We start from the raw sequence: 19,764 nt of genomic DNA on the forward strand, positions 1-19,764 counted from the left end.
TAAAAAATGGGCTGCTCCACAAAAGGAACAGCCCACTTCTCTCTTTATTTCTTTAAAGGTGTTACCGTCCAGTACGTAATAACACGCCAAATCCATTCTAATGGACCCATTTTAAAGATTTTCATCCAAATTACGCTACATACAATTTGAATTGCGTAAATTGCAATACATACATATAACGTCTGCATATAAGTTAAATTTCCTGCAAAGTTAAATACACTTCCTGCGATTAAAATCATTGCAGTTTGTCCGATATAATTTGTTAAAGCCATACGACCGTAGTATTTCAATGGTGCTAATAATGTTTGAACTGGTTTTAACTGAAGTAATAAAATTAATGCTCCTACATAGAAAGCTGAAATAATTGGTCCAACTGTAATGCCAATTTTTAAGAATTGACCTGCAGCGTCCACTGTTCCATCCTCATTCATGAGCATCATATTTACAAATGGTTCGGCAGGAACGTGTCCATATTGATACCATAACGCGACAACACTTAAAACAAACATAATTCCTGTAAAAATAGCGACTTGTTTAATTTTTGCTGAAAGATTTTCAAATACTTTATACTGCCCCGCAGCAAGACCTAATAAAATTAACCCTAATGGTAATAATTCCTTAGCTGCCATAATACTAAAAGCTACCGTAAGAATAAGACCAATTACTACATTCACTTCTTTTTTCGCTTTATAAAACGGTAAAACGATTAACCCACAAATTGCGTATAACGCTAGTGCTTCTCCAGGCTGAAACATTTGATGAATTAAACCAAAAATAAATAATGCTACTAAGCGACGTAAAAATAAAACATAGCCATTTTTCCCTTTCGCAATCGCTCTTGAAATAAAGATATAGAATCCCACTCCAAATAAGAATGAGAAGATTGAGAAGAAACGACCTTCTACAAATAAGTATAAAAATCTTTGATAGCTAGCATCCACTGTATTAGGATCTGGAATTTTAATGTTAAGTAATGCGAGAATATTTACTAAAATAATTCCCAGTAGTGCAAAGCCACGAATGTAATCTAACTCATCAATTCGCTTGTTTGTAATATTGTTCCCCATAAAGCAACTCCTTGTATAAAACTTAATCCTTCCTTACTCTACTGGAGAAAGCTGCTCGCAACTATCGACAAACCTTACATAAATCTTACATTATTGTCATATAGCAAAATAAAACCAGGTCATATTGCGACCTGGTCTACTCTGATTGTTTCGACTTTTGAGGTTGTCCTTTTTTACTATTACGCTGTTTTACTTGAACAATCGGATCAAGTTCATTCGAAAACTCAGCGTTATGTCCATTTTGTGTTTTTTGCTCTGGGTTATTTTGATCTGAACGTTTCGCCATTACATTCACTCCTTATTAGTGCGGTGTAATAATCATTTGATGTTGCAATTGGCGAATTGCCATACGTGCTCTATTTAATTGCTCACGTTGCTCATCATTCGCATGTTGTTGCATCGTTTGTAAATCGTTATATGCTTGTTCTAATTGCAACTGCGCATCCGAATACTCCATCGTATTATAATGCTCTTGTCTCATACCTTGATCTAATTGTTCTTTCGCATATTCCACCGCTTGTTCCGCTTGTGTAATATACGATTCAAGTGATTGACGCTCTGCCATAATTGTCCCTCCTTGCTTCAATTCCCCTTTAGTGTGTCCCTTCCTTATGAACCTTATGAGTATGTTATAATGGATTTTGTGTTATTTTGACTCGGCTTAGGAGGGAAAGTAATGAAGGTTCAAAACCCTTTTCCATATACAAACGACAATAAACGTTATCATACATGGAATTATCATTTACGAAATGAATTTGGTGAAAAAATCTTTAAAGTTTCATTAGATGCTGGCTTCGATTGCCCGAACCGTGACGGTACAGTTGCTTATGGCGGTTGTACATTTTGCAGTGCTGCTGGATCTGGTGACTTCGCTGGCGATCGCCGCGATGATGTTATAACGCAATATCATGAAATGAAAGAAAAAATGCGCTCAAAGTGGAAAGACGGAAAATGTATCGCTTATTTCCAGGCGTACACAAATACACATGCACCACTTGAAGTGTTAAAAGAAAAATTCGAACCGCTTCTAGCAGAAAAAGACGTTGTCGGTCTTTCTATTGCGACTCGTCCAGATTGTTTACCGGACGATGTTGTTGAATATTTAGCGGACTTAAATAAACGCACTTACCTTTGGGTTGAACTCGGACTACAGACTGTTCATGAACGTACTGCAAATCTTATTAATCGCGCTCACGATTATCCGTCTTATGTGGAAGGTGTAAATAAATTACGTAAGCACGGCATTCGAGTTTGTTCTCATATTATTAACGGCCTTCCACTTGAAGATTACGACATGATGATGGAAACAGCACGTGAAGTAGCGAAGCTTGACGTACAAGGAATTAAAATCCACTTACTTCATTTATTAAAAGGAACGCCAATGGTGAAGCAATATGAAAAAGGACAACTCGAATTCCTTTCTCTTGAGGATTACGTAAGCCTCGTTGTTGACCAACTTGAAATTATTCCAGAAGACGTAATTGTGCACCGCATCACAGGTGACGGTCCGCCTGATTTAATGATCGGTCCAATGTGGAGCTTAAATAAATGGGAAGTATTAAATTCCATCGATGCAGAATTTGTACGCCGCGGAAGCTGGCAAGGAAAATATGCAAATGAGGAGAAACAAAAATGAAATTAGAACGTGTATTACCGTTTGCTCGCTCGCTTCTGCAAACGGCAGTAAAAGAAGGCGATTACGCTGTAGATGCAACTTTAGGAAACGGCCATGACACTTGCTTCCTAGCTGAAATCGTTGGAGATAACGGAAAAGTATTTGGATTTGATATTCAAAAAGAGGCGATTGAAAGCTCAACAACTCGTCTAAAAGAAAAAAAACTTTTCGAACGTACTGTTTTAGTTCACGATAGTCACGATACACTTCTATCCGTATTACCGGAAGACGCACAAGGAAAAATAACAGGTGCAATTTTCAACTTAGGTTACCTTCCTGGCGGAGACAAACATATCGTCACAAAACCGAACTCAACAATCTCGGCGATCGAGCAATTATTAGAAGTAATGGCGCCTGAAGGTATCATCGTCCTTGTCATTTACCACGGACATCCAGAAGGACAAGTAGAACGCGACGCTGTACTTAAATTTGCCGAAGAACTAGACCAAAAACAAGCACACGTACTGCAATACGGCTTCATTAATCAACAAAATAACCCGCCATTTATTGTGGCGATTGAGAAGCGATAATATATCAACGATTTTTCAATTATATCTATCGTAACTCGGGATATATCGATTGTTCGACAAAACATAACAAAAAAAGACGTGCATTCACTGCACGTCTTTTTTTATTCTCCTATATAATGGATATATAGACTATTTAAAGAAAGAAGGATAGAACTTTGCTAGTAGAACTACGGGGAATTCAAAAGAAGTACGGCAAATCACTTATACTAGACAATATTGATTTATCCCTTCCAGAAGGAGAAGCACTCGCCATTGTTGGCGGAAACGGGACGGGAAAAAGTACTCTACTCAAAATAATTGCAGGATTTGTTTCACCTACGGCAGGGGCACTTCAAAGAAAAGAATATATACAAATTGGCTATGTACCTGAACATTTTCCTGAAGGGATTCGTTTTACATTAGAGGATTATTTATATCATCTCGGCCACATTCACGGTTTATCAACCAAATATTTAAAAGATAAAATCCCGATGCTTCTTGAATCTTTTCATTTACAGCATGCAAGACATTCTGTTGTACGAAACTTTTCAAAAGGTATGAAACAAAAAACTAGTATTATGCAAGCATTACTTACAGACGTCCATTTATTAATTTTAGATGAACCGCTTTCTGGGCTCGATCCTAACTCTCAGCAAGAATTAGAACATATTTTACTCTCATTAAAACAACAAGGTATATCTATACTCTTCACATGTCACGAAAAACAACTATTAGAAAACTTCGCCGATAGAATTGTGACGTTAGCAAATCATACAATTGCAGAAAATACCTCTGCACAAAAAGTAGCAGAACAGGTCTATATTGAGGCAATCGTTCACGACACATTTTCAGCAATAGAACTACAAAAGCAATCCGGTTTTATACACGTTGCACACAATGCAAATCAAAATCTTATTCAATTACAAATCGAAAAAGAATATACAAACGAAATACTTCAGTTTTTATTACATAAAAAAGCATCTATCACACTGCTACAACCTAACTTTTAAATCGAAAGAAGGTTTATTATGTTTGCGCTTATTCGTTACCATTTTCTCGACTATACAAAATCGTATAAGTATGTCCCTCCTATTGCGATGTACTTTGTGAGCTTGCTTTTTGTATATACATATAAACCGACTCCTATTGTACCGACATATTTAGAAACAGCTCTCGCGCTTTATTTATTATCTGCCTGGATTACGGTCACAATTTTTCATACTGAAGACCCTGTACAAGAACAAATTACTATTTCTCACACAAATAATATTTCCGCATTATACGTTGGTAAATATATTACAGCTCTTCTCATTTGTACTGTATTATCTTTTATATCAGTAATCTATCCAATTATTTTGCAAATGTTTAATGAAAAAATGACTGTTTCTTTATTTTTAGTCGGATTTCTCGCTCACATGTCTTTCTCTATACTAGGAATTTCAATTGCAACTTTATTTACTAGAAATATTATTCCAAAAGCAAGCACAGCTTGGCTTAGCCTGACATTTATATTACTTATAACGATTGCCTCCATCCGGTTTAAAAAAGAGTTACTATGGTTTTTACCACCTATCGAAAGCTTTCTAATGCTTGGCCAATATAAATTTAATATACTTACTCACACGCTATGGCTCACAGCTTGGGCTATCGTATATTCATTTTTATTACTTACTTTATTTCTTTTTATCGTTCGCAAAAAACGTTTTTAATTACATATTAAAGGGGACTAAACAATGATCGGAATACTAGCAGGAATGGGTCCAAAATCAACTGGACCATTCGTCGATACAGTTGTAGCAAGGTGCCAAACAATATACGGAGCAAAGTATGATATGGACTTTCCTCATATGATGATTTACTCGTGCCCAACACCATTTTACATGGATCGCCCTATTGATCACGAAGCGATGAAAAAAGCAATTATTGACGGAGCACAAAAACTTGAAAGTACTGGCGCAAGCTTTATTGCTATGCCGTGTAATACGGCGCATCTTTATTTTGAAGAATTACAGCGTTCGCTTTCTATCCCGATTTTAAATATAGTCGATGAAACGTTACAAGCAATTCCTGAAAATACAAAAAGAGTCGCTCTTCTCGCAACAGAAGCAACTGTTCAAGCTAGGATTTACCAAGATGGGATTGCAAAGCGTAATATAAAATACATTCATCATGAAAAATGGCAGGAAAGCATTAATCAAATTATTACTTGCATTAAATCTGGAGAGATTGAAGAAGCTCGCGAATTGTGGAATGCGCTCGTTTTACAACTGAGAGATGAAGTAGATACTGCAATTATCGCGTGTACCGATTTGAATGTGGTGGCGAATGAGGATTTTGTTGATTCCTCTCAATATCTTGCTGAAGCGGTTGTTGAAATGTATTTATCAAATAAGAAGAAACATTTATAAACGTTGAAAACCCTAAAAACTTTTAACTTTCTTCACAATTCTTTCAAAGTAATCACACTTAATCTCGCTATATTAAATAAGTAGTTATTCATATAGGGAAGGTTAGGGGAACTGAAAGTATGAAACAAAATCGTTCGCTTCATTACATTTTTTGGCGTTGGCATTTTTATGCTGGACTTTTTATTACGCCGCTTCTTATTACTTTGTCACTGAGCGGAATTGGGTATTTATTTCGGGAGGAAGTTGAAGATTTCATCTATAAAGATTTATATTTTGGAAAGAGCGCTCAAACAGAATCTATTTCGATGGCTGATTCTATTTCCTTAACAGAGAAAAAATATCCACATTATAGCGTGGCGAAAATTAGTGAGTTTAATGGGGATTATAATACGAGACTTACGATTGCAAATGAGTATACTGGGCAACAAAAATATGTGTATTTAGATAGTAATAATCAAATTGTTGGGGATCAAAACGCAAGTGAAACGTTTGCCAATATAATGAGGGAATTACATAGTTCTCTTTTAGTTGGTGGCACTGTCGTCAACTATACTGTAGAACTTGCAGCATGCTGGACAATCTTTTTAATTGTAACCGGATTGTACATGAGTATACGCCAATTCAAAAACACACCATCATCCAATAAGCGAGAAAAGGCAAAAAGACGTCATTCTATTATCGGTATTATATTTACAATTCCTCTCTTTCTGCTAATCGCATCTGGATTGCCATGGTCAGGATTTATGGGGAACCAAATTTATAAAATTGCATCTTCTAATGAATCACTCGGATATCCAAAATTGTACATGGCACCGCCTGAATCAAAGGTAAAAGAATTGCCGTGGGCAACAAGAAAAGAAGCTCCTCCTGAATCGAATTCAAATGAACCGAAAGCAATTTCTGTCGATGAATTACAAAAAGGAATTGAAATAAAGAAGCCATATGTTATTTCACTACCAGCTGATCCGAAAGGTGTATTCACTGTTTCGAAATCGAGCGGTTCTGGTATTACAGGGATGCATGTTGCACCAAGTGAAGAGATAACAGCTTACTTTGATCAATATAGCGGGGAACTCATTTCAAAAACGGACTATCGTGATTATGGATTACTTGCACAATGGTTCACTTACGGTATCCCACTTCACGAAGGACATTTATTCGGATGGCCAAATAAAATATTATGCTTACTAACGACATTATCTCTATTACTTCTTATTTATTACGGAGTAAAAATGTGGTTAGCAAGAAAGCCAAAAGGAAAATTAGCAGCACCTCCAAAGCAAAGAGATAAGAAAAGCGTACTCGTTTTCTTTATCATGATGGTTATATTAGGCGCTGTCATGCCTTTATTCGGACTATCTGTTTTAGTTATTTTTGCGATTGAACTTCTCATATATGTATTTTCAAAAATACGATCATAATAAAAAGAAAACCACTCTACATGAGTGGTTTTCTTCATCACTGCGCCATTTTCTTTCGGTACATCTTCCCGTTCCAATAGAAGAATCTTGAAGTGAGGCCTCCGTACTTTACAATGCGCCGTGCCATTTTGTGCATATTCTTTTGTGCTGATACTTTTTGATCTGATAAATAAATACCAAGTAATCCTCGGCTTATAAGACGATGAAACTTCGCATGAGGCAAATCACCAATGCTCTTCTCTGCTTCTTCTACAAAGTGTTTCATACGATCTAATATAGCTTGCTCGTTTTCATAATAACTACAGAAATTCAAATCTCCGCCTATGCGGTCTTCTTCTTGATCGATGAAATAATCAAGTAAGATATGAAGTCCTTGTACGTAAGGAAAGTATCCTTGTCTAATTTTCGCAATATCTTCATCATGTAATTCATCATGAAATGCATATGCTACAAGGCAGAAAATTCCAAGCGTAGAACCGGCACATGCTGAAAATTCAAACCAGCTCATCTCAGGTAAGTTTTCTTTATGTGCTTCAAACCATGTTTTCAGGCGCGGTTCTCTCTCTTCTAACTTCACGTGTTTATGAATTTGTAAATCACAATAATAACAAGCAAGTTCATGGAGAACAGGAGCGATTTTGTCATAGTGCTTCGTTTTCTTTAAAACATCTTGGCACGTTTCAACAAGTTCATCTAAATAACCACCATCATCTTGATCATCACGGTAACGATAATAATTACCGCCACCTTCCACTTCAGGTGATAGTGCCATTAACATTGATTCATGTAGCGCGGCAAAATCATTTGGATCAAGTGATGTACTGCGATCACATAAATTATCTAAATAGTCACTGATTGTTTGATACGCTACGATAAAACGAATACATTCCTCTCGGTGTTCATTTGCTAGCAGCGATAAAATGCCACCACCCTCACAATGAAACGTTTTATGCTCAATACTTGCGATTGCCTGACTATGAAGCTCATCATTCGGAATATGGTAGGCACGCTCTTTCCACATCGCTAGCTCATGGTGTACAACCGGAAACACATCACGGTATACTTTCGCCATGAGCGTTATGGGATTACTCGGTACGTTCACTTCTTCCTTCATCTCCTCTATTAAATGTACAAATAATGATTTATTTGTTTGTTTTTACTATATTATTGACATGTATTTCAGTAAATGACTGAATATAATTCAAAATTTCATCACGCTCATACTCATTTAATAACTCGTGATAACAATTCGGCCATTCTTTATATGCCTTATCACCTATTTTAACATTATCAAACCACATGCGGACACGTGTTTTATCTACAAGTTTATCCTCACATGCTTGCATTAGCAAGAGCGGAACGTCTGGAAAATCGTCTATTTTTTTATGAGCAATTTCGATAGACTTAATCAATTCACTATACCAACGTACTGATACTTTGCGCAAGAACAATGAATCATTCTCCATTGCATCTCTCACTTCATGATTCCTTGTTGACATTTCCACCGTAAGATTCGTTGCAAATTGCAATTTTGGAGCCACAACATTTAATATTTTTGAAGCAAATTGAAGCGGAGCAGAGGGTCCAGTCACTACCCCTAAACAAGGCGAACTCAAAATAATACCCTCTACATCTTCTCTCTTCGTTTCTTGCATCATACGAATGACGATAAGACCACCCATACTATGACCGAATAGAAAAATAGGTAACCTATACTTTCTTGCTTCTTTCACCCATAATTTAACTTCCTCTATGTATTCATCAAATGAATCAATATGTCCTCTATTTCTTGAAGTTGTTCCATGTGATGGAAGATCCCCCATCACGACGTGGTAGCCGATGTGATTCCACATTTCCGCAACGGCTTCGTAACGTCCGTGATATTCCATTGCGCCGTGCACGATAACAATGACAGCTTTTGCTTCCTCTGCTTCATAATTCCACATACGGACCTCCTCCATTTCACTCTTTCTCATAATTTGATACACTAAAACTAGTCTCTAGGAAAGGAAGACTTTACATGATATATCCTTACAAAGAAAAAAATCCGAAAATTGCGAGTAGTGCTTTTATCGCTGACTATGTTACGATTACAGGCGACGTTTCCGTTGGCGAGGAATCAAGTATTTGGTTTAATACAGTCATCCGTGGTGATGTGTCACCAACAATAATTGGAGACCGAGTAAATGTACAAGACCAATGTACACTCCACCAAAGCCCTCAATATCCTCTTATTTTAGAAGATGATGTTACAGTTGGGCATCAAGTTATTTTACATAGCTGCCATATTAAAAAGGATGCTTTAATTGGAATGGGATCCATTATATTAGATGGTGCTGAAATTGGTGAAGGAGCTTTTATCGGCGCTGGAAGCCTCGTTTCACAAGGAAAGAAAATTCCACCAAACACGTTAGCTTTCGGTCGTCCCGCGAAAGTCATTCGTGAATTAACAGAAGAAGACCGTAAAGATATGGAGCGTATTCGTACGCAGTATGTTGAAAAAGGTCAATATTATAAATCACTACAAAAATGATTTTACTGCTGCCATAATACTGGCAGCTTTTTTATATAAAAACTAACTTTTTCTTTACAAAACATTATTACTCCCTCAACAAAATCTTATTAAAATAAAAGCTAATATCTCCATATATATGTAAACGAGGGAGGAGAATTTTCATGAAGGTCAGTGGATTATATAAAATAGAATGTTACATTTTTAAAGGAATTAATCGCTACTTTGATCAAAAAACATTAAATATCTTTTTCAGCAATATTACCCATATCGGTGGTGCTACTTTCTCCATTGCACTTACAATTTTCTTTTTAATTTTTGCAAAAGGGACTTTACACCAAGCAGCAATCGCTACTGCTATTTCTTTAGCAATTAGCCATATTCCTGTACAAATATTAAAAAGGTGGTATCCACGAAAACGTCCTTATTTAACAATTCAGGATGCGAAATATCCAGTCCATCCATTAAAAGACCACTCTTTCCCGTCTGGTCATACAACAGCCGTTTTCTCTGTCTTCATTCCATTTATTTGCTATAATCCAAGCTTACTTGCTTTCCTATTACCGTTAGCATTATGCGTCGGTATTTCACGTATTTATTTAGGACTTCACTATCCGTCAGATGTGTTCGTCGGCATGTGCCTTGGCACTTGCTCTGGCATCATCTCTTTTTATCAATTCATCCCACTTTTCACATAAAGGAGTGATATGATGAGAGTCGCCATTTTTACCGATACTTTTACGCCACAAGTTAACGGGGTTGCGAAAACGTTAGAACGATTAACAAGTTACTTTCAGAAAGAACAGATCGCCTATTCTGTTTTCGCCCCTCAGCATACAGCTGAAGATAATTTCGTAGCTAATGTGAACAAGATGAGAAGTATCCCGTTAACAATATTATATCCAGAATGTCGCTTTTCTTTTCCTACTCCGCGTATTAAACGGGAACTTCATTCCTTTAAACCTGACATTATTCACATTGCCACACCTTTCAACATGGGACTTTGTGGACTGTATTACGCCAAAAAGTTAAACATCCCAGTTGTCGGTTCTTATCATACTGATTTCGATGCGTATTTACGCTATTACAAAATTGAATTTCTCTCCAATATGCTTTGGAACTATTTAAAATGGTTTCATAGTCATATGCAAAAAAATTTTGTTCCCTCCTCTGAAACATTACATCAATTAAAAAATAAAGGCTTTCAGGCCCTCTCCATTTGGGGACGTGGTGTAGATTGCACACTCTTTCATCCAGCTTACAATACAGACCTATTCCGAAAAAAATATAATATTACAGCGAAGTACGTTCTTTCCTATGTAGGACGAATTGCTCCTGAAAAAGATATTGATACGTTGCAAAACCTTATCGTTAAAACATCGCATACTCGAAACGACATTCATTGGCTCATCGCAGGAGACGGACCTCTAGCAACAAATTTGCGTGAAGCTGTTCCGCAAACAAATGTCACTTTTACTGGCTATTTACAAAGTGCAGATTTAGCTGAAGCATATGCTTGTTCTAACATAATGGTATTTCCATCAGCTACTGAAACATTCGGAAATGTCGTACTTGAATCACTCGCATGTGGCACACCTGTCATTGGTGCAAATAGTGGCGGGGTTAAAAATATTATTACAGATGGAAAAACGGGAATTCTTTGTCCCCCTAAAAATGAGGATGCATTTCTATCATCCATTTATTCTTTATTGCAAAATAAAGAAAAACTTGAGCAGATGGGAATAGCAGCTTCATCTTTTGCAAAATCAAATAGCTGGGATGAGATCTTTCGCGGCTTACTTAACCAGTATGAAGAAGTCCTTCAGCATACCGCATCAGAGTTACTTGCTTGAACAGAAAAACTCCTTTCAAAAAACGAAGGGAGTTTATTACACACTTGTAAATTTTAGTTGAATGAATGATACATAAGGTGAAATATCATTTATTTCCATATTTATTATAGCAAAAATAAACATAACTAAACAGACTTGTAATAAAAACCCATAAAAAATTAATATATGGTTATACAGTGTTTTTGCTGTATAATGATTTTAAGAATTCCCCTTAAAATCAACTTACTCGCATACCTTTATACAGCAATTGTTCCCCAATTCTGTATATCAAAAAACCTTTCATTCATTTGAAAGGTCTTTTTGAGCCTGCACATATTCTTCTTTTGTATTTACATTTATAAACCAATCTGTATTCGCTTGTACATCTTCTCCAGAAACATACTTCACATTACATTGTGATAAAAGCTGCCCCATACTTCTTTTTTCATCTTGAAGCAAAGCATAAATCTTTTCTTTCACTCGGTTATGATACGCTGCAAGTAGCGGCTGTTTTCTTCCATTAATAATAGGTACAACCGCATCATATTCATTGCTCGTTTGCTCCAGTAAAATGGTAAACCATTCATGCGAAACATTTGGCGCATCGCAAGGCATAATAGCGTACCAATCTGCTTCTATGTATTCCATTCCTGATACAATGCCGGCAAGCGGCCCATTTCCTTTATAGTGCGGAATATCTTCTATAACAGGAACTTGTACGAATTGCTCTACTCGCTCTTTTATATCAGAGTGACTGATGACTACAACTTCTTGGAGCGCACTTGTCATCTCTTTCAAAATATGCTCAATAAAAGTACTATTTTTCCAGCTCGCTAAAGCTTTTGGCTCACCGAATCTACTCGACATACCGCCCGCTAATACAATTCCAGCCCACTTACTCATTGGCGATGCAGCTCAAATGTAATATGGCCTAATTCCGGTAAAATTAATTTATTCATCGCAAGACGAACCGCTCCGCTCGACCCTGGCATCGAGAAAACTACTTTGCGTCCAATTGTACCGCCAATTGCTCTACTTAACATTGCGCTGCTTCCGATATCTTCTAAATAACTAATCATGCGGAACAGCTCACCAAACCCGACAATCTCTTTATCTAATAGAGCTGACACTGCTTCAATTGTTACATCACGCTTCGTAATACCAGTACCGCCATTTGTTAATACAACATCTACATCTTCCTTATGATAACCAGCTAACACTGCTTGCTGAATACTTTCTTTATCATCTTTTACAATTTCATAAGAGGTTACTGTATGGCCCGCTTCTTTTAACAATTCATGTAATAGTTGTCCGCTCTTATCCGTTTCTTCCGTACGTGTATCGGAAATCGTAACAATCTTGCAACGCACTTCTTTTGGAGCTTGTTTTTTATGTTCAGTTACACTCATTTTTTATCTTTCCTTTCTTAAAGACTTTTCTTCATTTTATCATACATATCTTTACACAATTATGTATGAAGCCAATCATGCGCCATGATACAATATAAGTATACTAACCCACAAAAAGGAAAGTGCACTTTCTTATACTCCTAGACTACACATCTTTAGTTACTCTTTATATTTTCTACATAATAGAATTCAATTTTAAAACTTGTACTAAAAAATAAATTGGAGGTCTACATAGTATGGAACTTTATAAAAAATTAACAACAACATTCATCCTCTTATTCATCGCTTCCATCACTGTCGGCTTTTCCTTAAAAGGTGCAATTCCATACGCTACATTAGTAAGCATTATATTCGCGACACTATTTTTACTAAGTAGTGCCTTTTGCGCAGGTAAAGTACGTCAAATGAAAGGTTGATCACGTATGTTCCAGAAGAAACCCATCCTTTGTAAATCATGTAAAAAGGAAATACAAACGTATGAAAAGGCATGACTAATACGAAAAAGTATATTGAGCTAGAAGGCGAAGTATATTGCAAATCATGCATTCAAATTGTAAGTAAAACGAAATAAAAAAAGCTTTGCGCTCACCGCGCAAAGCTTTTTTTCATATATTATAGACCAGCTTGCTCTTTTAAAGCTGCAGCTTTGTCTGTACGTTCCCATGAAAGATCTACATCAGTACGTCCGAAGTGGCCGTAAGCTGCTGTTTGTTTGTAAATTGGGCGACGTAAGTCTAGCATTTTAATAATACCAGCTGGGCGAAGATCGAAGTTGTTACGAACTAGTTCTACTAGTATGTCTTCAGATACTTTACCTGTGCCGAATGTATCAACTGAAATTGATACTGGTTGTGCTACACCGATTGCGTATGCAAGTTGTACTTCTGCTTTGTCAGCAAGACCAGCTGCTACGATGTTTTTCGCAACATAACGAGCTGCATATGCTGCAGAACGGTCAACTTTTGTTGCATCTTTACCAGAGAATGCACCGCCGCCATGGCGAGCGTATCCACCGTAAGTATCAACGATGATTTTACGTCCTGTTAAACCAGCATCACCTTGTGGTCCACCAATTACGAAGCGGCCAGTTGGATTAATGAAGAATTTCGTTTCTCCATCCATTAATTCTGCTGGTACTACAGCTTTAATTACGTGCTCTTTTAAGTCGCGATCGATTTCTTCCCATGTAACATCTGGGTGATGTTGTGTAGAAATTACGATAGTATCAACACGTACTGGTTTACCATTTTCATCATACTCAACTGTAACTTGCGTTTTTCCATCTGGACGTAAGTATGATAATGTATCATCTTTACGTACTTCAGTTAAACGGCGAGCTAATTTGTGAGCAAGCGAGATTGGAAGTGGCATTAACTCTTGTGTTTCATTACATGCGAAACCAAACATTAAACCTTGGTCTCCTGCACCAATTGCCTCAATCTCAGCGTCAGTCATTTGACCTTCGCGTGCTTCTAGCGCTTGGTCAACACCCATAGCGATGTCAGCAGACTGCTCATCGATAGATGTTAAAACAGCACAAGTTTCTGCATCGAATCCGTATTTTGCGCGTGTGTAACCAATGCCTTGAATTGTTTCACGAACGATTTTTGGAATATCTACGTAAGTAGAAGTCGTAATTTCCCCCGCTACCAATACTAAACCAGTTGTTACAGTTGTTTCACAAGCTACACGTGCATTTGCGTCTTTTGATAAGATCGCATCTAAAATTGAATCAGAAATTTGGTCACAAATTTTATCTGGATGTCCTTCAGTTACAGACTCAGATGTGAACAGATGACGTTTTTTTGTCATGTGGTAAACCTCCCTACAGTAATTGTATATATTGTACGGAACTCATCCTTAATTTGCCACAAACTGCGACATACATTTATTCTCCCACACAAGCATACAGAAAAACCTTTCCTACTTTACATAGAGGAAAGGTTTAATTTGCTACTTGCATACTGCTTTTTGCCCTTCGCTCTTATCGTTCGAGACCTGTAGCCTCGCACAGGTTTTAGCACCTATTCACCTGCATTTATCAATACAAGTGAGGTTGCTGGGCTTCATCGGGCCTGTCCCTCCGCCAGCTCGGGATAAGAGAGTATCCGTCCCAACCTATACTAAAGAAATGATATTCATTTGTCAATTAATATTCACATTTTCCTGAAAGTTTTTCTCAATACGCCTGAAATGAAATATTAATAGGGAAATAATGCATTCACACAAACAAAAAGAAATAAATAGTATACATTATTTATATAATTGTGTTATACTCTTGTTGGGGATTACGAGAAATATTTCATTAAATGAAAAGGATGGTATATAAATATGAGTACTGTGAATGTCCAAATTGGTTTACACGAATTATTGAACGGAAGCAATGCACAGATTCAACTAAGTGTTCCGCAATTAGTGGAAAAAGTATTAATGCGAAATGAAGCGAAATTAACTTCGACTGGTGCCGTTTCTGCTTCAACTGGAAAATATACAGGACGTTCTCCTAAAGATAAATTTATTGTGAAAGAAGCATCGGTTGCTGACAAAATTGCTTGGGGAGCTGTGAACCAACCGATTTCTGAAGAACATTTTAATAAATTATATACTAAAGTTTTAGAATACTTAAAAGAAAAAGAAGAGTTATTCGTCTTCAAAGGATTTGCAGGCGCTGACCGCAATTACCGCCTACCAATTCAAGTTATTAACGAATATGCATGGCACAATTTATTTGTACATCAATTATTCATTCGTCCAACTGAAGAAGAATTAACAACTCATGAATCAGAGTTCACAATTGTTTCTGCACCGAATTTCAAAGCTGATCCAGCTGTTGACGGTACAAACTCTGAAGCATTCATTATGGTTTCATTCGAAAAACGTATCGTACTAATTGGTGGTACAGAATACGCTGGAGAAATGAAAAAATCAATCTTCTCTATTATGAACTTCTTATTACCTGAACAAGATATCCTTTCTATGCATTGCTCTGCAAACGTAGGTGAAGAAGGCGACGTAGCACTATTCTTCGGTTTATCTGGAACAGGTAAAACAACTTTATCCGCTGATCCAAACCGTAAATTAATCGGTGATGATGAGCACGGTTGGTCTGATAACGGTGTATTCAATATTGAAGGCGGTTGCTATGCAAAATGTGTAAACCTTTCTCACGAGAAAGAACCACAAATTTTCGATGCAATCAAATTTGGATCTGTTTTAGAAAACGTTATCATTAATGACCAAACGCGTATCGCCGACTACAACGATACTACTTTAACAGAAAATACTCGTGCTGCATACCCTATGCATGCGATCGACAATATCGTACTGCCAAGTGTTGCTGGACACCCAAATACAATTATTTTCTTAACTGCTGATGCATCTGGCGTATTGCCTCCAATCAGTAAGTTATCAAAAGAGCAAGCTATGTATCATTTCTTAAGTGGTTACACTAGTAAACTAGCAGGAACAGAGCGCGGCGTTACATCTCCGCAAGCTACATTCTCAACTTGCTTCGGTTCACCATTCTTACCACTTGATGCATCTCGCTACGCTGAAATGCTTGGTGAAAAAATCGAGAAACACGATGCGAAAGTATTCCTAGTAAACACTGGCTGGACCGGCGGCGAGTACGGAGTTGGTAAACGTATGAACTTAGGTTATACTCGTGCAATGATTCAAGCAGCATTAAGCGGCGAACTTGCAAAAACTGAAACAGCTAAACATGACATCTTCGGTCTTGAAGTTCCACTTCACGTACCAGGTGTACCTGACGAAGTGTTAATGCCTGAACAAACTTGGGCTGATAAAGCTGCTTACAAAGCAAAAGCAATCGAGCTTGCAAATGAATTCAAAGAGAACTTCAAAAAGTTCGAAAGCGTTTCTGAAGATATCATTAACTTAGGCGGTCCAATCGCTTAAATTAAAACTTTCTGTTGGAATAACCCTTTACTCATATGAATAAGTGTCGTGTAACCGTAAAGTTTCGCGTACTCACCGACAAAACCCAATGCGGCTTAACGGTTACACACACTTACATAAAAAAGAAGCTTACGTGAAAACGTAAGCTTCTTTCTATATCTTATATAAAGTGAAATGCTAATCTCTTCATCTGTGATCTAGATTATAAAATTACAGCTTCGAATATATACATTATATCCCTACTCGCTACATCTCTCGGGTTTCACATCGTATGGGGTTAAAAAAGGCCCTGACCGCTTCTATTCGTGGCTGGATCATCTATTCCATCTAAAAAGAAGTCTTTTATCTTTTTATCTCTTTTAGCTCTTTGTTAGTTCTTTCTCATCTTTCATGCTATAGTATCCTAAATTCACAACGATTAAGAAATAACCACCCATAATCCCTACTGCAAATGCCCACATAACCATGTGGTGCTCAATTTCGTACATAATAATAGCACCCAAAATGGCAGCTGCAAAACGGTTAAACATACCGAGTGTCGGTGCTTTCGTCTTCTTTACAATACTATCTCCAAGCTTCTCAATTCTTCTCCCTAGAAGCCAAACGCAATACATACTTACAATAAGCCCAATTCCAGCGCCTAAAAAGTGTGCTGAAAACGGTGTTAACATCCAACCTAGTAACAAAATACCTAGTATATAATACGATTGGATTTTAAATGATCTTAGTGACATACTAATCATGCTGTACCTCTCTTCATTCGTTCTTATCTATCCAACAAAAAATTTCTTTCAAATTCATATTCCTTACATCCATTTCACTCAAATTAAAAACAACATAAACAGTATGTTTATGTTGTTTAAATGTTTTTAGAAAATAATATTATACAAGATTTCAAACATTATATTCTCATATTTTGTGACGGTTTTTCAAACTTTTTTCGTCCATTTATGAAAAAAATGATATCAATCTATGAACATACGGATATGATGTAATAAGCACACAAATAAAGGGGGCGTCTAATGATTTATTTTTTAATGGCTCTCATTCACCTCATTATCCCTGCACTTATCGGACTTTCATTGTATTGGTACACGAAAAACCATAGCATTTTTTACGCTGTCCTCGGTGTTCTTCTTCCAGGTATTATTCTTATTACACTCTTCCGTATTCCATTTTTAAACTTAATTCCACTTATTACTGCTATCTTATTTCTCATCTTCTTACCAAAAATAAAAAAATAGGAAAGCAGATCATAGGTGATCTGTTTTCCTATTTTGATATAGGTTCCCCTGCAATAGAATGAACTTTTACTTTCTCCGATTTCACAAACCATAGACCGACAAAAATGATAATTCCACCGATGATTTGTTGAAACGATACATATTCATTTGCCCAGACAGCTGCAAATAAAACAGCTACAAGCGGCGTTATATACATATATACCATCGTATGTGACGCCCCAATTTTTTGAACACCAACATACCACATTACTAGACCAAATACTGTGACAAAGAAAATAGAATATAGTAAAGCAAATAGTGTCATTCCGTGAGTAATGTGAAATGGCCTGACAAACACATACGGACCACTTAACAATAATAGCGGAATCGCACCCACTAATGCAGACCATGCTGTAACACGTAATGCTGAATATTTTTTAATTAATGGTCCTGCTAAAACAGGATAAAGCCCCCAGCATATGGATGTAATAAGTCCAATTCCATTGCCATAAAAAGAACTAGTAAGTGAATGTCCTGCTACTAAAACTAATGCTGCACCAACAAAAGCAATCATAGAACCGATTAACTTTCGAGAAGAAAAATTTTCTTGTTTCAGAAAAATCGCAAATACAGTTGTAAAAATAGGTGAAATAGAAATGAGTAAAGAGGCATTTGTAGCGGATGTATATTTGACAGTTTCCATAAATAACGTTTGATACAGTACAATACCTACAACGCTAACGATGATTAGTCTAGGTATATCCTTTCGCTCCATATAAACCGACTTTTCAATAAAAAAGGTAAGAAGTAACAGGAGCGGTGCCGCCGCCATCATACGAAGTGCAGTAAATTCAATTGCTGTAAATTCTAAAAATCCATACTTTGCAATCGTATAGTTAATCCCCCAAATAATAACAACACTTAAAATTAATAACTCAATTCCCCATCTTCTCATGCGTATCCCCTCCGCAAAGAAGATTATACAGAAAATTCAATCACATGTACATTTCATTATGTGAAAAAATCTTTTTACTATTGGGACGTTTTGGTAAATGAAATTATATCGGCGATTTTCTGAATATATCGGCGCAACTCCATTTATACCGGCGATTCCCCAAATATATCAGCGCAACTCCATTTATATCGGCGATTTTTTCAATATATCGACAATAATAGCGACTTATAAAATAAAAAAATGTGAGTCCAAAATACATTTTGGACTCACATTTCCTTTACTATACTCGAACGTGTAATTTCATATTTGGATTATAAAACTGGCTTGGGCTCTTCAACTGAAAAGTTCCTCCACCTTCATGCCAATCAACCGTTAACTTATCGTCCATAAATACAAGCTTTGTACGATCAGCGATAAAATTCATTGTGCTTGATTCAATATCCACATCGCGCTCATCTTTTTCTGCTACAGCTACTAAATCGATGATTCCGCTCATGACACAACCGCAACCCTCATTATCATAAAATAACTTCATATATTTCGCTTCGCTTGGAATCGTATCCATAATCTTTTTATATGCTGCTTCTGTTACAGTAACGTACATATGTTAATCTTCATCCTCTCTTCTCTTATCATTCATATATTGTATCACCATTTTTCTTAAAAGTTATATACAGAAAATTAAGACTAATATACAATGTATGTGATAAAGTTTCAGCAATCGAGCTTTTATGAGTAGTTCATGCAGGAGAAAGGATGTTTACTATCTGTGTTCAAACTACAACGATATCCTATGTTATTAGGTCTATTTAGTAGTTTCTTCATTTCTAGCGGA

Annotated in this window: 23 protein-coding genes and 1 riboswitch; of the genes, 12 read left to right on the forward strand and 11 right to left on the reverse strand. The window is 36.6% G+C overall.

The features are described 5' to 3' along the window. Positions 1–44 precede the first annotated feature (44 nt). From OXT04_RS11770 to OXT04_RS11780, 3 genes are all read right to left on the reverse strand, one after another. The gene (locus OXT04_RS11770) at positions 45–1,067 is read right to left on the reverse strand and encodes a DUF418 domain-containing protein (protein ID WP_090976846.1); all 1,023 of its coding nucleotides are present in this window, start codon (positions 1,065–1,067) and stop codon (positions 45–47) included. A gap of 136 nt (positions 1,068–1,203) precedes the next feature. Beyond that, positions 1,204–1,353: a hypothetical protein gene (locus OXT04_RS11775; protein ID WP_001129340.1), complete on the reverse strand. Its 150-nt coding sequence runs from the start codon at positions 1,351–1,353 to the stop codon at positions 1,204–1,206. 15 nt (positions 1,354–1,368) lie between these two features. Continuing rightward, the gene (locus OXT04_RS11780) at positions 1,369–1,632 is read right to left on the reverse strand and encodes a YtzC family protein (RefSeq protein WP_000840869.1); all 264 of its coding nucleotides are present in this window, start codon (positions 1,630–1,632) and stop codon (positions 1,369–1,371) included. A 111-nt stretch (positions 1,633–1,743) separates the two neighbouring features. Here OXT04_RS11780 and mnmL point away from each other — a divergent pair, with 111 nt between their 5' ends. The 6 genes from mnmL to OXT04_RS11810 all read left to right on the forward strand — a co-directional run bounded on the left by mnmL (position 1,744) and on the right by OXT04_RS11810 (position 7,080). Continuing rightward, complete coding sequence (gene mnmL / locus OXT04_RS11785; protein WP_000868033.1) at positions 1,744–2,703, forward strand: tRNA modification radical SAM protein MnmL/YtqA; 960 nt, start codon at positions 1,744–1,746, stop codon at positions 2,701–2,703. Next, positions 2,700–3,272, forward strand: a complete 573-nt coding sequence (gene mnmM, locus OXT04_RS11790) for a tRNA 5-(aminomethyl)-2-thiouridylate-methyltransferase MnmM (RefSeq protein ID WP_090976844.1) — start codon at positions 2,700–2,702, stop codon at positions 3,270–3,272. The genes mnmL and mnmM overlap by 4 nt, the downstream gene beginning before the upstream one ends. A 155-nt stretch (positions 3,273–3,427) precedes the next feature. Then, positions 3,428–4,261, forward strand: coding sequence for an ABC transporter ATP-binding protein (locus tag OXT04_RS11795; RefSeq protein WP_267414791.1), 834 nt, complete (start codon positions 3,428–3,430; stop codon positions 4,259–4,261). A gap of 18 nt (positions 4,262–4,279) precedes the next feature. After that, a complete protein-coding gene (locus OXT04_RS11800; RefSeq protein WP_065229462.1) occupies positions 4,280–4,960 on the forward strand; it encodes an ABC transporter permease in 681 nt (226 codons plus the stop codon). A gap of 24 nt (positions 4,961–4,984) precedes the next feature. Beyond that, the gene (locus OXT04_RS11805) at positions 4,985–5,659 is read left to right on the forward strand and encodes an aspartate/glutamate racemase family protein (protein ID WP_000579349.1); all 675 of its coding nucleotides are present in this window, start codon (positions 4,985–4,987) and stop codon (positions 5,657–5,659) included. Positions 5,660–5,778: 119 nt separating this feature from the next. Beyond that, complete coding sequence (locus tag OXT04_RS11810) at positions 5,779–7,080, forward strand: PepSY-associated TM helix domain-containing protein (RefSeq protein WP_025118654.1); 1,302 nt, start codon at positions 5,779–5,781, stop codon at positions 7,078–7,080. Positions 7,081–7,117: 37 nt separating this feature from the next. On the opposite strand, the gene OXT04_RS11815 is transcribed toward OXT04_RS11810, so the two are convergent. Continuing rightward, the gene (locus tag OXT04_RS11815) at positions 7,118–8,182 is read right to left on the reverse strand and encodes a tetraprenyl-beta-curcumene synthase family protein (RefSeq protein WP_001102475.1); all 1,065 of its coding nucleotides are present in this window, start codon (positions 8,180–8,182) and stop codon (positions 7,118–7,120) included. Between the two features lie 40 nt (positions 8,183–8,222). Next, positions 8,223–9,026, reverse strand: a complete 804-nt coding sequence (locus tag OXT04_RS11820; RefSeq protein ID WP_025118653.1) for an alpha/beta hydrolase — start codon at positions 9,024–9,026, stop codon at positions 8,223–8,225. 74 nt (positions 9,027–9,100) lie between these two features. On the opposite strand from OXT04_RS11820, the gene OXT04_RS11825 reads away from it, so the two are divergent. The 3 genes from OXT04_RS11825 (at position 9,101) to OXT04_RS11835 (ending at position 11,445) form a co-directional block, all read left to right on the forward strand. Then, positions 9,101–9,613, forward strand: coding sequence for a gamma carbonic anhydrase (locus OXT04_RS11825; protein WP_000640208.1), 513 nt, complete (start codon positions 9,101–9,103; stop codon positions 9,611–9,613). Positions 9,614–9,756: 143 nt separating this feature from the next. Then, the gene (locus tag OXT04_RS11830) at positions 9,757–10,290 is read left to right on the forward strand and encodes a phosphatase PAP2 family protein (protein ID WP_267414809.1); all 534 of its coding nucleotides are present in this window, start codon (positions 9,757–9,759) and stop codon (positions 10,288–10,290) included. A gap of 12 nt (positions 10,291–10,302) precedes the next feature. Next, positions 10,303–11,445, forward strand: a complete 1,143-nt coding sequence (locus OXT04_RS11835; protein ID WP_065229463.1) for a glycosyltransferase family 4 protein — start codon at positions 10,303–10,305, stop codon at positions 11,443–11,445. A 279-nt stretch (positions 11,446–11,724) separates the two neighbouring features. Here OXT04_RS11835 and OXT04_RS11840 read toward each other — a convergent pair whose 3' ends face one another. Both OXT04_RS11840 and OXT04_RS11845 read right to left on the reverse strand, forming a co-directional pair. Further along, positions 11,725–12,327, reverse strand: a complete 603-nt coding sequence (locus OXT04_RS11840; RefSeq protein ID WP_065229464.1) for a molybdenum cofactor guanylyltransferase — start codon at positions 12,325–12,327, stop codon at positions 11,725–11,727. Beyond that, the gene (locus OXT04_RS11845; RefSeq protein WP_000117130.1) at positions 12,324–12,833 is read right to left on the reverse strand and encodes a MogA/MoaB family molybdenum cofactor biosynthesis protein; all 510 of its coding nucleotides are present in this window, start codon (positions 12,831–12,833) and stop codon (positions 12,324–12,326) included. The genes OXT04_RS11840 and OXT04_RS11845 overlap by 4 nt, the downstream gene beginning before the upstream one ends. 236 nt (positions 12,834–13,069) lie before the next feature. Here OXT04_RS11845 and OXT04_RS11850 point away from each other — a divergent pair, with 236 nt between their 5' ends. Then, the gene (locus tag OXT04_RS11850; RefSeq protein ID WP_000424799.1) at positions 13,070–13,249 is read left to right on the forward strand and encodes a hypothetical protein; all 180 of its coding nucleotides are present in this window, start codon (positions 13,070–13,072) and stop codon (positions 13,247–13,249) included. 196 nt (positions 13,250–13,445) lie between these two features. Here OXT04_RS11850 and metK read toward each other — a convergent pair whose 3' ends face one another. After that, the gene (gene metK, locus OXT04_RS11855; protein WP_267414825.1) at positions 13,446–14,645 is read right to left on the reverse strand and encodes a methionine adenosyltransferase; all 1,200 of its coding nucleotides are present in this window, start codon (positions 14,643–14,645) and stop codon (positions 13,446–13,448) included. A 169-nt stretch (positions 14,646–14,814) separates the two neighbouring features. Next, positions 14,815–14,936: riboswitch (SAM riboswitch) on the reverse strand. 228 nt (positions 14,937–15,164) lie between these two features. On the opposite strand from metK, the gene pckA reads away from it, so the two are divergent. After that, complete coding sequence (gene pckA, locus OXT04_RS11860; RefSeq protein ID WP_267414828.1) at positions 15,165–16,751, forward strand: phosphoenolpyruvate carboxykinase (ATP); 1,587 nt, start codon at positions 15,165–15,167, stop codon at positions 16,749–16,751. 359 nt (positions 16,752–17,110) lie between these two features. Here the strand turns inward: pckA and OXT04_RS11865 are convergent, their stop codons facing one another. Next, positions 17,111–17,494: an ATP synthase subunit I gene (locus tag OXT04_RS11865; protein WP_000624926.1), complete on the reverse strand. Its 384-nt coding sequence runs from the start codon at positions 17,492–17,494 to the stop codon at positions 17,111–17,113. 279 nt (positions 17,495–17,773) lie between these two features. Between OXT04_RS11865 and OXT04_RS11870 the strand changes: the two genes are divergently transcribed. After that, on the forward strand, positions 17,774–17,995 hold the full coding sequence (locus OXT04_RS11870; RefSeq protein ID WP_000639042.1) for a hypothetical protein: 222 nt from the start codon (positions 17,774–17,776) through the stop codon (positions 17,993–17,995). Between the two features lie 28 nt (positions 17,996–18,023). Here OXT04_RS11870 and OXT04_RS11875 read toward each other — a convergent pair whose 3' ends face one another. Together OXT04_RS11875 and OXT04_RS11880 are read right to left on the reverse strand one after the other, a co-directional pair. Continuing rightward, entirely contained in the window at positions 18,024–18,929 is a 906-nt protein-coding gene (locus OXT04_RS11875) for a DMT family transporter (protein WP_071713463.1), read from the reverse strand. Positions 18,930–19,209: 280 nt separating this feature from the next. Continuing rightward, the gene (locus OXT04_RS11880; RefSeq protein WP_267414845.1) at positions 19,210–19,533 is read right to left on the reverse strand and encodes an iron-sulfur cluster biosynthesis family protein; all 324 of its coding nucleotides are present in this window, start codon (positions 19,531–19,533) and stop codon (positions 19,210–19,212) included. Between the last annotated feature and the right edge of the window lie 231 nt (positions 19,534–19,764).

It is taken from the genome of Bacillus sp. GC_Bacil_1 (assembly GCF_026540675.1).
Taxonomy (GTDB): Bacteria; Bacillota; Bacilli; order Bacillales; family Bacillaceae_G; genus Bacillus_A; species Bacillus_A cereus.

Bases quoted from the DNA above. Each gene is read 5' to 3' on its own strand.
- OXT04_RS11770 (WP_090976846.1), bottom strand. From the start codon at position 1,067: ATGGGGAACAATATTACAAACAAGCGAATTGATGAGTTAGATTACATT.
- OXT04_RS11835 (WP_065229463.1), top strand. From the start codon at position 10,303: ATGAGAGTCGCCATTTTTACCGATACTTTTACGCCACAAGTTAACGGG.
- OXT04_RS11845 (WP_000117130.1), bottom strand. From the start codon at position 12,833: ATGAGTGTAACTGAACATAAAAAACAAGCTCCAAAAGAAGTGCGTTGC.
- metK (WP_267414825.1), bottom strand. From the start codon at position 14,645: ATGACAAAAAAACGTCATCTGTTCACATCTGAGTCTGTAACTGAAGGA.
- OXT04_RS11870 (WP_000639042.1), top strand. From the start codon at position 17,774: ATGATTTATTTTTTAATGGCTCTCATTCACCTCATTATCCCTGCACTT.
- OXT04_RS11820 (WP_025118653.1), bottom strand. From the start codon at position 9,026: ATGTGGAATTATGAAGCAGAGGAAGCAAAAGCTGTCATTGTTATCGTG.
- OXT04_RS11875 (WP_071713463.1), bottom strand. From the start codon at position 18,929: ATGAGAAGATGGGGAATTGAGTTATTAATTTTAAGTGTTGTTATTATT.
- OXT04_RS11810 (WP_025118654.1), top strand. From the start codon at position 5,779: ATGAAACAAAATCGTTCGCTTCATTACATTTTTTGGCGTTGGCATTTT.
- OXT04_RS11840 (WP_065229464.1), bottom strand. From the start codon at position 12,327: ATGAGTAAGTGGGCTGGAATTGTATTAGCGGGCGGTATGTCGAGTAGA.
- mnmL (WP_000868033.1), top strand. From the start codon at position 1,744: ATGAAGGTTCAAAACCCTTTTCCATATACAAACGACAATAAACGTTAT.
- OXT04_RS11830 (WP_267414809.1), top strand. From the start codon at position 9,757: ATGAAGGTCAGTGGATTATATAAAATAGAATGTTACATTTTTAAAGGA.
- OXT04_RS11780 (WP_000840869.1), bottom strand. From the start codon at position 1,632: ATGGCAGAGCGTCAATCACTTGAATCGTATATTACACAAGCGGAACAA.
- OXT04_RS11800 (WP_065229462.1), top strand. From the start codon at position 4,280: ATGTTTGCGCTTATTCGTTACCATTTTCTCGACTATACAAAATCGTAT.
- OXT04_RS11850 (WP_000424799.1), top strand. From the start codon at position 13,070: ATGGAACTTTATAAAAAATTAACAACAACATTCATCCTCTTATTCATC.
- OXT04_RS11865 (WP_000624926.1), bottom strand. From the start codon at position 17,494: ATGATTAGTATGTCACTAAGATCATTTAAAATCCAATCGTATTATATA.
- OXT04_RS11825 (WP_000640208.1), top strand. From the start codon at position 9,101: ATGATATATCCTTACAAAGAAAAAAATCCGAAAATTGCGAGTAGTGCT.
- OXT04_RS11775 (WP_001129340.1), bottom strand. From the start codon at position 1,353: ATGGCGAAACGTTCAGATCAAAATAACCCAGAGCAAAAAACACAAAAT.
- OXT04_RS11880 (WP_267414845.1), bottom strand. From the start codon at position 19,533: ATGTACGTTACTGTAACAGAAGCAGCATATAAAAAGATTATGGATACG.
- mnmM (WP_090976844.1), top strand. From the start codon at position 2,700: ATGAAATTAGAACGTGTATTACCGTTTGCTCGCTCGCTTCTGCAAACG.
- OXT04_RS11805 (WP_000579349.1), top strand. From the start codon at position 4,985: ATGATCGGAATACTAGCAGGAATGGGTCCAAAATCAACTGGACCATTC.
- pckA (WP_267414828.1), top strand. From the start codon at position 15,165: ATGAGTACTGTGAATGTCCAAATTGGTTTACACGAATTATTGAACGGA.